Raw genomic sequence first — 15,681 nt, forward strand, 5'->3', positions numbered from 1 at the left:
CTCTCCCGTGGGCGACGCTACGAGTCCTCCTTCTCTACCGTCTGGTTCTCGGTCGTGGTACGTCGAGATACTCCCCGCCCCAACGCTTCACATCCCACTACCCAGCAGCTTCTTCTGGACCTTCCCCATCGCGGGCGGGCAGCCTCAATTTCCGCCGGTGGGATGTCACCGCAGTACCTGTAGAGGCGGCGGTGGTTGAACCACTCGACCCATTCGGCGGTGGCGAATTCCACGTGATCGACAGTGCGCCACGGGCCGCGCTGTTTGATCAACTCGGTCTTGTAGAGACCGTTGATCGTCTCGGCGAGCGCGTTGTCGTAGCTCGATCCGACCGCGCCGACACTCGGCTGGCGAACCCCTGCCGAGGCCCTCGAAGCTCATCTACACTCGCTCGAACTGGATTGTGTTGCGACGACTGCTTGAATCTGAGTTGCGATCCCCTATCTGTGTGGTGGACAACATCTTTCACGTTCCATCCGTCGCGTTCGCGGGTCAAGATGGCATGCTCGATCGCATCCAGAACCAACGTCGTCGTCATCGACGTGGACGTGCGCCAGCCCAGGATTCTTTGCGCGTAGGCATCGATCACGAACGCCACATACACCCAGCCAGACCACGTCGACACATAGGTGATGTCGGCAACCCACAAACGGTTCGGCGCGGACGGCGAGAACCGGCGTTGCACCAGATCAGCCGGCCGATCCGCGGCCGGGTCTGCGATCGTGGTGGTTTGATACTGCCGCGCCGAACGCCTTGCAACCCGAGTTCGCGCATCAATCGTTCTACGGTGCATCGGGCCACCTGGTGGCCTTCTCGGTTCAATGCCAGCCACACCTTCCGCGCGCCGTAGACACCGAAATTCTCCCGATGGACCCGCGCGACCTGTGACTTCAACAGCTGGTCACGCTGCTCCCTCTTGTCCGGACGTGCATGCGGTGTTCGTAATAGGTTGAAGGAGAGAGGTTTACGCCGAGCTCGGCGAGCGCGGCGCAGATCGACTCGACTCCCCAGCGCAAGCCCCCGTCTTCGCGGTGGCCCTGGTGTTCGGTGACGAACCTGCAGATCAGCGTTGCGGCCGGTCGATCTCGGCCGCGAAGAAAGCCGACGCTGCCTTCAGGATCGCGTTAGCACGCTTGAGTTCCGCATTCTCGCGCCGCAACCGCTTCAGCTCCGCGGACTCTTCACTGGTCGACCCCGGACGAACACCGAGATCGACCTGGTCCTGCCGGACCCATTGCGCAGCGTCTCGGCGGTGCCGATACCCAGCAGTTCGGCCACCGCGCCGATCGCGGCCCATTCCGACTCGTACTGGTCCCGGACCTCGGCAACCATCCGCACGGCCCGCTCACGCAACTCCGGCGGGTACTTCCTCGAACTCACAGACTTCATCCTTCCTCAAGAGATGAAGTCTCCCGACCCGCCGGGGCGATTCAGTCCGATGGGCTGCCGAGGAAGCGGTATTGCAGCACGTGCCATTACACCTGGTGCACGCCATCGGGACAGGATGGGACCTCGGCCCCCGGCTGGTCGAGTTGGGCCTGCACCACCAGTCCTACTCGACCAAACCTGTCAGGAGCTCCTGTTCGCCAATGCCTCGAGTTCAGCCGCCTTGTCGATCTGCGCCTGAAGCCTCGCTGCCAGGTTTCGCGTTGCGATGGCCAGCGGGATACGACGTGCCTTCGACGGCTTCGTCGTGGTTGGTCCACCACTTGTTCCATTCCCGGCTTGCCGCAGCACCCCGATCCACCGCTGGTCAGTAGTGGTCGACGAGGGGTGGCTGTGGGACGACGAAACCGGTGCCCGCGAAGGACTTCTCCTGGGCGGCCTGCCAGGAGCCGTCGAGGATCATCGCTTCGATGGCGTCGTTGATGGTGCGGCGTAGTTCGGTGTCGCCCTTTTTCAGGCCGATGCCATATTTCTCGGTGGTGAAGGTCTTGTTCACCAGTTTGAACCGGCCTGGCGACTGGGCCGCGTAACCGGCGAGGATCACGTTGTCGGTGGTGACCGCGTCGACCGCGCCTGTGCGCAGTGCCTCCACGCACAGCGAGTACGAGTCGTAGGTCTGGACCCGCGTCTGCGGGAAGTTCCGCTCGATGTACAGCGCCGGGGTGGAGCCCGTCACCGAGCACACCCGCTTGCCTGCGAACAGGGAATGCGGGCCGGTGATGTCGGTATCGGCAGCCTGAACGAGCAGGTCCTGACCTGCCACGTAGTAGGGGCCTGCGAAATCGACCCGGTCCTTGCGCTTGTCGTTGATCGAGTAGGTGGCGACGACGAAGTCGACCTGCCCGCTCTCGATCATGCTCTCGCGCTGGGCCGATGGCGTTTCCTTGAAGGTGATGCGCTCCGGGCGCACACCGAGCTTGTCCGCGACATACTTGGCGACATCGACGTCGAAACCGCGGTAGATGCCGTCGGCGACACGCAGGCCGAGACCTGGCTGGTCGAACTTGATGCCGATGGTCAGCGTGCCGCCCCTGGCGTTCTCCAGTGCCGATTTCTGCTCGGCACCGCCACAGGCCGCGGTCGCAGCCACCATCAGTACCGTCGCGCAGATTCCCAGGCGCATCGCACGATTGATCTTCACGGGCTCTCTCCTCGAGCTGTCCGGCGACTCAGCTCAGCGTGGCGAGCACCATTTCCAGTGCCTTGCGCATGTCGTCGGCTTCGATGCGCATCAAGGTCACTTCGTCGAGCGACCGCGGGTCGAGCGACTCGTCCATGGCCAGGCGGTATTCCCGTTCCTCCTCGGCCGTTTCGATCACATTGCGGATGAAGCGGCCGTTGCCGGCGAGATCGACACCGCGGCGCGGCAGGCCACTCTGGTCGGTGCGCTCGGCCGCGTACAGCTCGGCGCACGCGGCGCGCAGAATGTCGACGGCGTCCTCCGAGACCGAGGAGTCGCGTTTGCGGGCGATGAATCTGCCGATGTCGCAGAGCTCTTCGGGCGAGTACGAGTCGAATTTCACGCGTTTGGCGAACCGGGAGGCGAGGCCGTCGTTGCTGGCGAGGAACCGGTCGATCTCGCCGTCGTAGCCGGCGATGATCACCACCAGCCGGTCGCGGTCGTTCTCCATCCGCGCGAGCAGGGTGTCCACCGCTTCCCGGCCGAACGCGTCACCACCGGACAGGCCCGCCTGGATCAGCGTGTACGCCTCGTCGACGAACAGCACGCCGTCCATCGCCGAGTCGATCAGCGCGTTCGTCTTGATCGCCGTCGAACCGAGGTGCTGGCCGACGAAATCGGACCGTTTGGCCTCCACCACCTTGTCGGTCTTGAGCAACCCGAGACCGCAGTAGATCTTGGCGACCACACGGGCGATGGTGGTCTTGCCGGTACCGGGCGGGCCGGTGAACGCGAGATGCTGCCCGCGCGGCACGCTGTTGAGACCCTTTTCGGCCCGGATCTTGGCCATGGTCGCCGACGATTGCAGCTTGTCGACCTGCACTTTGACCGCGGCCAAACCGATCTGGGCATCCAGTTCGGCGCGCGCCGACGCCAGCACCTGTTCGGCCCGGTCCTGATGTTCCTGCTCGGCCGCCTCGGCCAGCGACGGCGCGGTCTCGGGATCCCAACGGCTGGTGCGGGATTCGATCTGTTCACGGGTGGTGACCACGATCCGGAACGTCGGGTCGCTCATCGCCCGCGAGTTCGCGGCGAAACCGGGCACCTGGCTGTACACGGTCTCGAACAGGGCGCGGGCCTCGTCCTCGTTGCCCTGTTCGCGCAGGGCCAGGCCGCGGCAGTACATCGCCGCGGTGCGTGCCGCCGGAATCGGGCCGCGCTCTGCCTGTTCGAGCCTGCGCGTCGCCTCACCGAACAGGCCGAGGTGCGCGCAGGCGGTGCCGACCATGACGTGGGCGCCCACAGCCATGAACTGGTCCTGCCATTCGGCCGAGCCCGCCAGCACCGCCATCACATCGGGCCACAGCTGCGCGGTGAAATACAGGACGCCACGGGCGTAGGCGCAGACCCGGTCGTCGAGGGCGCGGTCGGGGTCGTCGGTGAGCTTGGCGCGGCGCTCGTCCAGCTCGTCAAGGATCTGCTCGGCCTCGTCGAACTGCTTGTCCTCCAGCAGGCGCATGGCCCGCGCGAGCCAGATCTCGGTGAGACCGGCGACCGGATAGTCGATGTACTGGCCGATCTGGAAACGGCCAGCCAGCTGGCGCGGCGGCAACCCGAGCCGACGCTGCTCGCGCATCAGCGAGGTGGTCGAGGTGCGGTGCAGCTGCCGGAGCACCTCCTCGGTCGCCTCGCCCGCGGCGAGGCGACCCAGCCACGCGTCACACATGTCCGGGTCCAGCTCGGTGGCCCGGCGGAAGGCCACCTTGGCGTACTCGAGGTTCTTGGTGGCCTGCTGGCCGTCGACCATCAAACCCAACGACAGTACGCCCGCGTCGAACACCTGTTGTGCTTGCCGAATCGCTGACATGCCGCGCAACGTAACCGAGCCGCGCCACGATGACTCGGCGACCGCGGTGGCGCGTACCCGGCATTCACTGTCGCTTAACCGTGCGACGCGGCCCGCGTCACGGAATCCCAGGTCGCGGCCCCTCCAGGGTTACAGCAAGGGAAACTCGCCCGCGCGCACCGAGCCGAGGTCACGGTGCCGTTGTTAGTTTCCCGAAGGTGATGGAGTCCACGGCGATCGAGCCGCAGCTGTGCCGGATTTCGGTGATCGGTGACAACACCCAGATGGATGTGGTGTTGCCCGCCACCGTCCCGATCGCGAATATCACGCCAGACCTGGTGGAGCTCATCGCTTCGCGCAATCCCGACCTGTCCGAACACGAGGACAACGGGCCACTCGCGGCCCGGCACTGGACCCTGTCCCGGCTCGGCCAGACCTCGATCGACCCGGATCGCACACTGGCCGAGGCCGAGGTGTTCGACGGCGATCTGCTGGTGCTGCGCGCGGTGGACTCGGTCGAATCACCGCCCCTGTTCGACGATGTGATCGACGCGGTCGCCCGGCTCACCGACGATTCCTTTCGCGGGTGGACCGGCGAGTCGGCGGGGCGCGCAGGCATGGCGGGCGCGATCGCGGCCGTGGCCGGTTCCTGTGCGCTGCTGCTGTATGCGGCGGCGCTCGGCTGGGGCATCGTGGCCGGGGCGGCCGGTGCCGGCATCGGTGCGGTGATCCTCGGCGGCAGCGCGCTGGTGGTGCGCAAATACGAGGCGGGGGCCGCGGCCACCGTCCTCGCGCTGTGCGGTTTGCTGCTGATGGGAACGAGCGCAGCGGCTTTCGTGCCGGGGGTGCCCGGCGCGCCGCATGTGCTGCTCGGCTGTGCCACCACGCTGTTGCTCGCCGTGATCGCCGCGCGGACGGTACCCGTTCGCCCGACGATGTTCACCGCCGTGATGACGGTCGCGACGTTCGGCGTCGCCACGACGGGCGTGGTGACGATCTGGGACGCGGCACCCGCCAAGGTCGCGGCCGGGGTGATCGTGTTCGCGCTGCTCGCCATCACGCTGGCCCCGCGGATCGCGGTGGCGTCCGCGCGGCTCCCGGTGCCCCCGGTGCCGACGGCGGGTGGGGCGATCGATCCGCGCGACCACGAGCCACGCCCGACCATCGAAGGCGTCGGTGCGATCGGCGCCACGGCCATTCCGTCGGCGGCCGGGCTCGGCGAACGGTCGAGAACGGCCAACGACTACCAGTCCGGGATGATCTTCGGCATCGTCGGCGTCGCCGTGCTCGCGACGATCATGGTCGTCGCGGCGGCGACCGAGCACCGCTGGCAGTGCGCGCTGCTGGCCGGTGCGGTCGGTGTCGTGCTCGCCCGGCGCGGACGGGCGTTCGCCGATCTGACCCAGGCGGCGGTGCTGGTGGCCGGTGGCTGCACGGCGCTGATCGTGGGGTGCGTGCTGTGGGGTCTGCGGATACCGGAGCTGGCGCTGCCCGCCGCGGGCGTGCTGCTGGTGGTCGCGGGGCTGGCGATGGTCATCGGGGTGGCAGGCCCGAACATGGAGGTGTCGCCGGTCGTGCAGCGGGCGGGCGAGATCGTCGAATACGTCCTCATCTGTGTGATCGGCCCGCTCGTGTTCTGGATCATCGACATCTACGCCATGGCCCGCAATGCGTGAGTTCCCGGCCCTGCGGTCGGTTGTCGTCGCCACCGTGACCATGGCACTGGTGGCCGGGCCTGCCGGTGCCGCGCTCGGGGTGCCGCCGCCGGTGGTCGATCCGGGCGCACTGAACACGACAGCGCCGGTGGCGCCGCCGGAACCGGCCGAGCAGCGACTGCTGTGCTCGCAACCGATCTGGAGCGGGCCGGCGCCGACCGGCATCCCCGCCGTCCAGAAGATGCTCGGTCTCGCCGATGCCTGGCGGTTCAGCCGGGGCGAGGGCCAGACGGTCGCGGTGATCGACACCGGCGTCACCGCGCATCCGCGGCTGTCGGTCCGGCCCGGCGGCGACTACGTCGCCGATTCCGACGGCACCGCCGACTGCGACGGGCACGGCACGCTGGTCGCCGGCATCATCGCAGGGCGGCCTGCGCCCGACGGCAGCGACGGGTTCTCCGGCGTCGCGCCCGCAGCGGAGATCCTCACCGTGCGCCAGACCAGCCTGGCCTACGAAGCGAAGAACCGCAGCCGCGCCGGGGACGATCCGGGCGGCATGTCGGCGGGCGGCTACGGCACCGTCGACAGCCTCGCCGACGCGGTGGTGCACGCGGTCGACAGCGGCGCGACGGTCATCAACATCTCCGCGGTGTCGTGCAGGCCGGCGGGCACCGACGCCGTCGACCGCGCGCTCGGCGCGTCGCTGCAGTACGCCTTCGAACGCAATGTCGTCGTGGTGGTGGCGGCGGGCAATGTGCAACAGCAGGGTGCGTGCAAGGAACAGAACGGCACCGCAGGCTGGAACGCGGTGGGCACGGTCGCGACACCCGCCTGGTTCGCGCCCTATGTGCTGTCGGTGGCCTCGATCGAACCCGACGGTTCGCCCTCACCGTTCACGCTGTACGGACCGTGGGTCTCGGTAGCCGCGCCGGGCAGCAATCTGATGTCGCTGGACAGCAAGCCGGGCGGCACCGGATTGGTCAACGGCACCCCGCAGGCCGACGGGCAGGTGGCTCCGGTGAACGGCACCAGCTTCGCCAGCGCCTACGTCGCCGGTCTGGCCGCGCTGGTGCGCGCCCGGTTTCCCGACCTGTCGGCCCGGCAGGTGATGGAACGCATCACCCGCACCGCCCACGGCCCCGGCAGTGGGCGCGACTCCCGGATCGGCGCGGGCCTGATCGACCCGCTCGCCGCCCTCACCGCCGTCGTGCCGCCCGCCGCGGCACAGGATCCGGCCCACGGCGTCGCGATCGCGGGGCCGACGCCGCCGCCGTACGTCAGTCCGTGGCCGCGACGGGTCGGGCTCGCCGGCGCCGTCGGCACGCTGACGCTGCTGGCGATCGTGCTCGTCCTGTCCATTCCGTTCCGGCGCGAACAGCGCATTCCTCTCGTCCTGCCGGGCGACGACTAATCGAAGGAATTGCCCATGGGCACACAGGGATTCATCCGGCTCGCCCGGATCGCGCCGCCTCGCTCACCGGGCGGCGAGGTGATTCTCAACGCGCCGCCGGAGATCACCGCACCGGTGCCTGCGCCGCTGTGGCAGCGGTTGCTGCCGGTGGTGATGGTGGTCGCGATGGTCGGCATGATCGCGCTCATGGTCACCATGGGCGGGCGGTCCATGCTCACCAACCCGATGACGATGATGTTCCCGATGATGATGCTGATGTCGATGGTCGGCATGTTCGCGGGCCGCTCCGGCGGCGGCGGGAAGAAGGCCGCCGAGCTCAATGAGGAACGCAAGGACTACTTCCGCTACCTCGACCAGCTGCGCCGCGATGTCCGCACCACCGGCCTCGCCCAGCGCGAGGCCCTGTTCTGGAGCCATCCGCATCCGATCGACCTGCACGCGCTGATCGGCACCCGCCGGATGTGGGAGCGCAGGGCGGGCGACTCCGACTTCGGGCACGTCCGGATCGGCGTCGGCAGCCATCGCCTCGCCACCAAACTCGCCCGGCCGGAAACGGTTCCGCTCGAAGACCTCGAACCGGTGGCGACGGTGGCGCTGCGCCGCTTCGTGCGCACCCATTCGGTCGTGCACGGCCTGCCCACCGCCATCTCCCTGCGCGCGTTCCCCGCCGTGAACATCGAAGGCCCGCGCGAACACGGCCGCGCCCTTGCCCGGTCGATGGTGATGGAACTGGCGACCTTCCACGGCCCGGACAGCCTGATCATCGCCATCGTCACCGCCGACCCCGACGGCGTGGCCTGGGGCTGGACCAAATGGCTACCGCACCTGCAACATCCGCGCGACACCGACCGGATCGGTTCGATGCGGATGCTCTACGAATCGCTGTCGGAACTCGAGACCGCCCTGGCGGAGGACCTGCTCGAACGCGGACGCTTCCTGCGCAACGCCCCGGCCACCGCGGGCCGCGTGCACCTGGTCGTTGTCATCGATGACGGCTATGTGAGCGGTTCCGAGCGCACCATCAGCGACGCGGGCCTTGACTCGGTGACCGTCCTCGATCTCACCGCGCCGCTGACCGGTCTCGCGGTGCGCCGCGGTCTGCAACTGGTGGTCGAGGAGGAGATCATCGGTGCGCGCACCGGCGGCGCGGTGGAGAACTTCGCCGGACCCGACCGGGTCGGCCTCGAGGTGGCCGCCACCTTCGGGCGCGCCATGGCGCGCTACCGGATCGCCACCAGCGCCCAGATCGTCGACCTGGGCGAGGACGTCACCACCGATCCCGGCCTGATGGCGATGCTCGGTGTCGCGGACGCGGCGACCATCGACGCCGATGTGGTGTGGCGGCCCCGCTCGGCGCGCGAGCGCCTGCGGGTGCCGATCGGTGTCACCCCCGACGGCACCCGCGTCGAGATCGATATCAAGGAATCCGCCGAGAACGGTATGGGACCGCACGGGTTGTGCATCGGCGCAACGGGTTCGGGCAAGTCCGAGTTCCTGCGCACCCTGGTGTTGTCGATGGTGACGACCCACTCGCCCGACCTGCTCAACCTGGTGCTGGTCGACTTCAAGGGCGGCGCGACGTTCCTCGGCCTCGATCCGCTCCCTCACGTGTCCGCGGTGATCACCAACCTCGAGGAAGAACTCTCGATGGTGGACCGCATGCGCGACGCGCTGGCGGGTGAGCTGACCCGGCGGCAGGAATTGCTGCGGTCGGCGGGCAACTTCGCCAATGTCACCGAATACGAGAAGGCCCGCGCCAACGGCGCGCCACTGGATCCGCTGCCCGCGCTGTTCATCATCGTGGACGAATTCTCCGAATTGCTCTCGCAGAAACCGGACTTCGCGGAGCTGTTCGTGATGATCGGGCGCCTCGGCCGGTCGCTGCGGGTGCATCTGCTGCTGGCGTCGCAGCGGCTGGAGGAGAACCGGCTGCGCGGCCTCGATTCGCACCTGTCGTATCGGATCGGGCTGCGCACGTTCTCGGCGGGCGAGTCCCGGCAGGTGCTCGGCATCACCGACGCCTACCATCTGCCCGCGCAGCCCGGCGCGGGCTATTTGAAGAGCGACTCGTCGGATCCGTTGCGGTTCAATGCCACGTACGTCTCCGGCCCCTATGTCCCGCCGGTCGCGGGCCGGGCGGTCGGCCCGGCGGCGGCCGCCGCGGGGCGCGTCGACCTGTTCACCGCCGCCGTCGTCGAACGCACCGAGCCGGTGGCCGCCGCGGCCACCGCCGAACCGATTCCGGTGGAGCTGCCCGATCTGAGCGAACTCCTCGGCGAGACCGCGGCGGCGCCCGCCGATCCCGAACGGTCGCTGCTTGCCGTGGTGGTCGACCGGCTGACCGGGCACGGTAGGCCCGCCCACCAGGTATGGCTGCCGCCGCTGGATGTGTCCCCCACCGTGGATATGCTGCTGCCCGACGATGATTGGCGTTCCGAGGCCAACCGCACCACCACGCTGTGGCTGCCGATCGGCATCATCGACAAGCCTTACGAGCAGAAGCGCGACGTGCTCTCGATCGACCTGTCCGGCGGCCAGGGCAATGTCGCGGTCGTCGGCGGACCTCAATCGGGCAAGTCGACCGCGCTGCGCACGATCATCCTCTCGGCGGCGGCCATCCACACTCCCGAGCAAGTGCAGTTCTACTGCCTCGATTTCGGTGGCGGCACGCTGGCAGCGCTCACCGGTCTGCCGCATGTCGGGTCCGCTGCGGGCCGGCTGGAAACCGATCGGGTGCGCCGCACCATCGCCGAACTCACCGTGCTGCTGCGCCAACGCGAGGCGCGCTTCCTCGAACTCGGCGTGGAGAACATCCGCGATTTCCGGCGGCAGAAGGCCGAGATCGCGCAGCTGCCCGCCGAGGAGCGGGCCGCGCATCCGCTCTCGGCCGACCTGTTCGGCGATGTGTTCCTGGTGATCGACGGGTGGGCGGCCTTCCGCGAGGATTTCGACCTCATCGAGGGTCATGTGCTCGCGCTCGCCGCGCGCGGCCTGTCCTACGGCATCCACCTCATGCTCGGCGCGAACCGTTGGGCCGAGATCCGGCCCAACGTCAAGGATCAGATCGGCACCAGGATCGAGCTGCGCCTGGGTGATCCGTCGGATTCGGAGATGGATCGCCGTGCGGCGGTGCATGTTCCGGTCAACCGGCCCGGCCGGGGCATGACCCCCGACAAACTCCACATGCTGCTGGCCCTGCCCCGCCTCGACGCCGACGTGGACCCGGAGACACTGGCCGACGGCATCGCCGCCGCGAAAGCCGGTCTCGCCGAGCTCTATCCCGGCCGCCGCGCGCCCACGGTGCGGATGCTGCCCGACCTGATCGACCGCGAGCAGGTGCTGGCCACCGCGCGGGAGATGGACATGCGCATCGACAGCAAGCGGGTGGTGATCGGCCTGAGCGAGTCGGAGCTGGCGCCGGTGGTGCTCGACTTCGAGGAGTCGCCGCACCTGCTGGTGTTCGCCGACGTGGGTTGCGGCAAGACCACGCTGCTGCGCAATATCGCGCAGGGCATCGTGGAGAACTCGCACCCGAACGAGGCGCGGGTGATCATCGTCGACTACCGCCGCACCATGCTCGGCGCGGTCGAGGGCCCGCACCTGGCCGGCTATTCCACCTCGGCGCAGACCTCGGTGCCCACCTTGAAGGAGGTCGCGGGTTTCGTGTCGCAGCGGCTGCCCGGCGCCGACATCACGCCCGCGCAGCTGCGGGAACGCAGCTGGTGGACCGGTCCCGAGGTGTATGTCATCGTCGACGACTACGACATGGTGGCCGCCAACAACCCGCTGCTGCCACTGATGGAGCTGCTGCCGCAGGCCCGCGACATCGGCCTGCACGTGATCATCGCCCGGCGCTCCGGCGGCGCGGCCCGCGCACTGTACGACCAGGTGCTCGGCCCGATGAAGGACATGTCGGTGGACGGCATCCTGATGAGCACGCCGAAGGACGAGGGCATCCTGCTCAGCGATGTGCGCCCGGCCCAGTACCCGCCCGGCCGCGGTCTGCTGGTCTCGCGCACACGGGGGCGCGACCTCGTCCAGATCTGTCATCTACCGCCGGTCGGTTGAGAGGAACAGTGTCCGTGAACAAGCAGACCATGCCGCGCGATCCCGTCCGGCATCAGCGCCAGGTCAGGGCCGAGCCCGCGTGGATCGTCGCCGAGCACACCGGGGGCACCCTCGTGGTCGCGGTCGGCAACGTGTGTATCGTGAGCTCAGGTCGCTGCCTGGTGGCGCCGGACGACCTCGCGGTGATCCGCGTGGATTCGGTCCTGATACAACCGGGGTTCGAACCCCGCGACACTCCGGCTCCGGGCGACCTTCTCGGCGCCGGGCACCTGGCCGAACTCCGCAGGAACGCCGACCGGTGGCGGGCCGAGGCGTCCTGGGGATTCGAGCAGTGAGCGAGCAGGCGCCCGACCCGGCGGATCAGCTGGTCGACGCCCTCGCCGCGGCGGGTCCGGACGGGTGGCGGCGATTCGAAGCGGTCTTCGCGCTCACGGTGATCGGCGGTGTCGCGTTCGTCGTGTATGCCGACGAGACCGATCGCCCGTTCCGCGTCGACCCGGCGCCCGCGGTGCTCGAGCTGGCCAAGAAGTTGCGCGAAGACTCCGCCGGGCACGGTGACGGTCCGTGGTGGCGCATGATCGTGCGCGGCGATCTCGGGGGCGACCGCGAGATCGAATACGACTACGGGCACGAGCCGTTTCCCGAGGATCAGCTGCTGGTCCCCGAGGCGTATCTGATCGATCTCGAGGCCCATCCTCGCGACCGGGTGCCGGTCTGGCTGGCCGCGTATGTCTTCCACAACGATCGGCAGTCGCGCAGCCCCAAGGTCGCCGCCGCAGGCACCGTCACCGATCGGGCGGCCGGTCGCACCGCGATCCCCGCACCCGGCGAGTTCCCCGCGCTGCCACTGATGCTGGCCCGCTGGGCGGTGATCGCCGCCGCGTTCGTGGCGGTCGGTTCCGAGCGCGGACCGCGCATCATGCCCGCCCTCGGCATTTTCGAAGGTGCGGCCAGGAGCGGGTCCACCCTGCACGTGCTGCCGGGTGGGCGCGCGGTGCTGTCCGGCGGGGTATGGGACGCACCGGAATTGGACGCCGCTTACAACCGCCGCGCGCCCTTCCCCGAGGTCTACGCCGGGGCGCCCGAGTGGGTGACCGATCAGGTGCTGAACTCGCGGGCACGCCGGGGACTGCTGTCGTTCTGCTACTGGTGGGACAACGATCGGTGGTATCGCGGCGACTCCCCCACCGCGGCTCAGGTCAGCAGTGCCGTTCCCGGCGTGTGGTCGGCCTCGGATGTCGTCGACGTCCTCTGTGCGGCCGCGATATCCGATCCGCTGCCGCGTCATCGCGTGGCGGCGGCGGATCTGGTGGCCGCGGCGGAGGCGGGCACCGTCACCCGTGGCATCGTGGCGGCCTTCTTCGACGAACCGGCCCACGATCTCGCCGGGGCGCTGTGCGAGCTGTCGATGACAGGCCTGGTCGTCTCCTAGCGGCGGTGATCCAGGCCGCCGATCAGGCGAAGCCGGCGCTCGCCTCGTCCTCGGATCGGCGCACATCGCCTGCCGCGCGGCCCATTCCGGTCGCGAATTCGGACAGGGTGTGGGCCAGATCGAAGCCGCCCTGGAGCAGGCCGACGCCGAGCTTCACGTAGCCTGCGTCGCCCTCGGCGAACTGCTTGCCGTAGGAATCGGTCCCCCACGGCGGCGTGCCGTCGCTGCGTGCGGTGACCTTGCTCGCCTCATTGCCGTTGTCCTGCACCGAGATCGGATCACCCAGTGTCGTCAGTGTATCGGCGAGCACACGCACCGCTCCCCCGATGGCGTCGGCCACGCTGTCCATCACCACGGCGGCGGAGTGCAGGTCGGTCGTCGAATCGACGGCGATCACGTTCGCCACGGTGGCTCCCCTCGTCACACGGCGTATCGGAGCAAGACTGCCCGTGACAGGCGACCGGTATCGGGATGGTGGTGAGCCGGAGCCGAAACACTAGGCAAACTGAGGGTTTTCAGCGTCCTGAATGATGTCCGGCTCCTCGGGCTCCTCCGGTTCCTCCGGTTCCTCCGGTTCCTCGGGCTCTTCCGGCTCCTCGGGCTCTTCCTCCGGTTCGTCGGGCGCTGCCGAGTCCGGCGGCGATCCCCACACAGCGGGGTCGGGCGGCAGCGGCGCGACATAGTCTTCGATCGTCGGCTGCTCGTACTTCTCGAGCTTGGATCGAGTCTTGGCCCGCAGATCGGTGGCCTTCGGCTGGTAATGGTCCGTCCCCGGCCCGCCGGTCCCGTACTCCTTGCCGAGCTGCTCACTGCGCAGCAGGGCCCGCTGCCACCAGCTGTGCTCGTCCCCGAGCGGACGGATGACCGGTGTGGCCTCGGTGTCGGACTTGTGGTCGACAGCCTCGGGATCGACGCGGACCATGCGCAGGTCGTCGGCGCGGGCCTGCGCATGATCGGCCTTGCGCTGGGCGTCGTCGGCGCGCGCCTGGAATTCGTCGGCCCGGCGCTGGTGCGCGTCGGCTCGCGTGCGTGTGGAGGTGTGTGTCTCCTCCGCGCCGGTGTGCGCGGCACGCGCCAGAGTCAGCTCCTGTTCGGCCCGCTCGACCTGCTGCGGATCGGGATCGTCGGTCGCCCGCAGTTCCGCCATCCTGTCCTCGGCGGTGCGCAACTGTCCCCTGGTCTGTTCGGCACGCGTCCGCGCCTCCTCGGCCGCGTTGTCCTCGGTCATCGCCCGCCGCTGCTGCATATCCGCGCGCCGCTGCACGGCGTCGGCAGCGTTCTGCGCGCGATCGGCGTTCGCCTGGGAGGTCTGCGCCCTGTCCTGCATGTCGGCGGCCCGATCCGCCATGCGGCTGCCCCACTGCGGTTGCCGGTCGACCGACTCCTGCCCGTCGGGTGTGCCGAGCGCCCGTGCCCGTGCGTGGTTCTCGACGTGCTCCGAAGGCGCGGCACGCAATTCGGGTTGGGCTTGGCGAACCTGCCGGTAGTAGTCGCGCAGGTTCGCCGCGTCCGCCCGGTCCAGCGCGCGCAGGCTGCGCTGGTGTCGCGGGGTCGCTTCCTCCGACGCGTCCACCGTCGGCCGGGCCACCCGCGCGGGCCGCGGAATCGGGGAATCGGTCGCCGATCCGCCCGCGGCCGCGACCTGGCTCGCCGGAACGTACACATTCCCTTCGGCATCGAGCTGGAAATGCCGGAGGAACCCGGTCCGCGCCGACCCCCGTGGCACCCGGTTCAGGTGGAACAGCCCACGGGCGCCACCGGCCATCCCGCCGCGGAATCCGCCACCGGCCGCACCGAGGCCGAACCCGCTCGCGGTGAACGAACCCTGCCAGTCACCACTGTTCATCGCGGTGGCCATCGATCCGCCGACGGTGCCGACCGCACCGGCGAACGCGCCGATCGCCGCGCCGCGGCCCACGTCGCCCGCGCGACCGAGCCGGTTGGTGACCCTGCCGATGGAGGCGTCGAACCCGATGCCGCCCCAGTGCGCCGAGGCCCGGCCGAACAGCCCGCTGGCGAAGGACGCGCCGAAGGAGACCAGGGTCTGGTTGCCGTCGAAGTGGCGGCGTGTCCCCGCCGCCAGCTGCCCGCCCTGGATGGTCACGTCCACCAGCACCGATTGCACACCCGACACCGCGCCTTTCACGGCGTAGGTGGCCAGGTTCTTGACCACCAGCTTGGTCCACGCCTGCTGCCCGACGCTGCCGAACGCCCGCAGAATCACCTGCTCGATCCGGGTGATCACCAGGTCCTCGATCCGCCGCAGGGTGGACCTGGTCCCGGCCACCGCCGCCGCCTCGACCGCGGGCGCGGTCGGCGGAAACATCCACGCCCACAGGATCTCCAGCGCGAGCAGCACGAACGAGACGATCATCATCAGCTTCGCCGCCTGCACCGTAGTGCCGAAATCGAAAGCGGCATCACCGAGTTCGTCGAACGCGGCGGCCAGGGACGCCACCGAGCTGTCCCCGTCGAGCAGGTCGTCGAACAGTGCCGCGATGGTCTCGGCGCCCGCTCCCTCGCGGTACGCGCCGGACGCCTTGTCCCTGACCTGTTCCAACGGGCCGACCTGCGCGGCAATCGCTTTCGCCGCGTCGTTCCACGCTTCGCCGATGGCGAAGAGCAGGTCCTCGTTCCCTTCGGGCAGGTCGACACCGACCAGCCAGCCCAGCCATTTCAGATCGTGCGGAATATCGATCATCG

At 69.0% G+C, this 15,681-nt stretch carries 9 protein-coding genes and 1 pseudogene; 5 read left to right on the plus strand and 5 right to left on the minus strand.

Features of this window, described 5'->3' with window-relative positions; translation table 11 throughout:
* Positions 1–140: 140 nt before the first annotated feature.
* The 3 genes and pseudogenes from IEY60_RS28175 to eccA form a co-directional block, all read right to left on the minus strand.
* Positions 141–1,389: pseudogene (locus IEY60_RS28175) on the minus strand (IS3 family transposase); the annotation flags it as partial.
* A gap of 364 nt (positions 1,390–1,753) precedes the next feature.
* Positions 1,754–2,587 carry a glutamate ABC transporter substrate-binding protein gene (locus IEY60_RS28180; RefSeq protein ID WP_189033516.1) on the minus strand — a complete coding sequence of 278 codons (834 nt, stop codon included), beginning with the start codon at positions 2,585–2,587 and terminating at the stop codon, positions 1,754–1,756.
* Positions 2,588–2,615: 28 nt separating this feature from the next.
* The gene (gene eccA, locus IEY60_RS28185) at positions 2,616–4,433 is read right to left on the minus strand and encodes a type VII secretion AAA-ATPase EccA (RefSeq protein ID WP_189033517.1); all 1,818 of its coding nucleotides are present in this window, start codon (positions 4,431–4,433) and stop codon (positions 2,616–2,618) included.
* A 200-nt stretch (positions 4,434–4,633) separates the two neighbouring features.
* Here eccA and eccD point away from each other — a divergent pair, with 200 nt between their 5' ends.
* Genes eccD through IEY60_RS28210 form a run of 5 tightly spaced genes read left to right on the plus strand, consistent with a single transcriptional unit; the run spans position 4,634 to position 12,978 of the window.
* Positions 4,634–6,088 (plus strand): type VII secretion integral membrane protein EccD, encoded by a 1,455-nt coding sequence (gene eccD, locus IEY60_RS28190; protein ID WP_189033545.1) that lies wholly within the window; start codon positions 4,634–4,636, stop codon positions 6,086–6,088.
* A complete protein-coding gene (gene mycP / locus IEY60_RS28195; protein WP_229740191.1) occupies positions 6,081–7,478 on the plus strand; it encodes a type VII secretion-associated serine protease mycosin in 1,398 nt (465 codons plus the stop codon). Before eccD ends, mycP begins: the two co-directional genes overlap by 8 nt.
* Before the next feature lie 15 nt (positions 7,479–7,493).
* Positions 7,494–11,546 (plus strand): type VII secretion protein EccCa, encoded by a 4,053-nt coding sequence (gene eccCa / locus IEY60_RS28200; protein ID WP_189033518.1) that lies wholly within the window; start codon positions 7,494–7,496, stop codon positions 11,544–11,546.
* 14 nt (positions 11,547–11,560) lie between these two features.
* Entirely contained in the window at positions 11,561–11,881 is a 321-nt protein-coding gene (locus tag IEY60_RS28205; RefSeq protein ID WP_189033519.1) for a hypothetical protein, read from the plus strand.
* Positions 11,878–12,978 (plus strand): hypothetical protein, encoded by a 1,101-nt coding sequence (locus IEY60_RS28210; protein WP_189033520.1) that lies wholly within the window; start codon positions 11,878–11,880, stop codon positions 12,976–12,978. Before IEY60_RS28205 ends, IEY60_RS28210 begins: the two co-directional genes overlap by 4 nt.
* Positions 12,979–13,000: 22 nt before the next feature.
* Here IEY60_RS28210 and IEY60_RS28215 read toward each other — a convergent pair whose 3' ends face one another.
* Positions 13,001–13,384: a hypothetical protein gene (locus tag IEY60_RS28215; RefSeq protein WP_189033521.1), complete on the minus strand. Its 384-nt coding sequence runs from the start codon at positions 13,382–13,384 to the stop codon at positions 13,001–13,003.
* Positions 13,385–13,474: 90 nt separating this feature from the next.
* Positions 13,475–15,679: a WXG100-like domain-containing protein gene (locus tag IEY60_RS28220; protein WP_189033522.1), complete on the minus strand. Its 2,205-nt coding sequence runs from the start codon at positions 15,677–15,679 to the stop codon at positions 13,475–13,477.
* Positions 15,680–15,681 lie beyond the last annotated feature (2 nt).

Origin of the sequence: Nocardia rhizosphaerihabitans (assembly GCF_014646295.1) — a bacterium.
In the GTDB taxonomy this organism is placed as follows: domain Bacteria; phylum Actinomycetota; class Actinomycetes; order Mycobacteriales; family Mycobacteriaceae; genus Nocardia; species Nocardia rhizosphaerihabitans.

Coding starts and splice junctions, on each gene's coding strand:
- eccA (WP_189033517.1), bottom strand. CDS start 4,433: ATGTCAGCGATTCGGCAAGCACAACAGGTGTTCGACGCGGGCGTACTG.
- eccCa (WP_189033518.1), top strand. CDS start 7,494: ATGGGCACACAGGGATTCATCCGGCTCGCCCGGATCGCGCCGCCTCGC.
- IEY60_RS28220 (WP_189033522.1), bottom strand. CDS start 15,679: ATGATCGATATTCCGCACGATCTGAAATGGCTGGGCTGGCTGGTCGGT.
- mycP (WP_229740191.1), top strand. CDS start 6,081: ATGCGTGAGTTCCCGGCCCTGCGGTCGGTTGTCGTCGCCACCGTGACC.
- eccD (WP_189033545.1), top strand. CDS start 4,634: ATGGAGTCCACGGCGATCGAGCCGCAGCTGTGCCGGATTTCGGTGATC.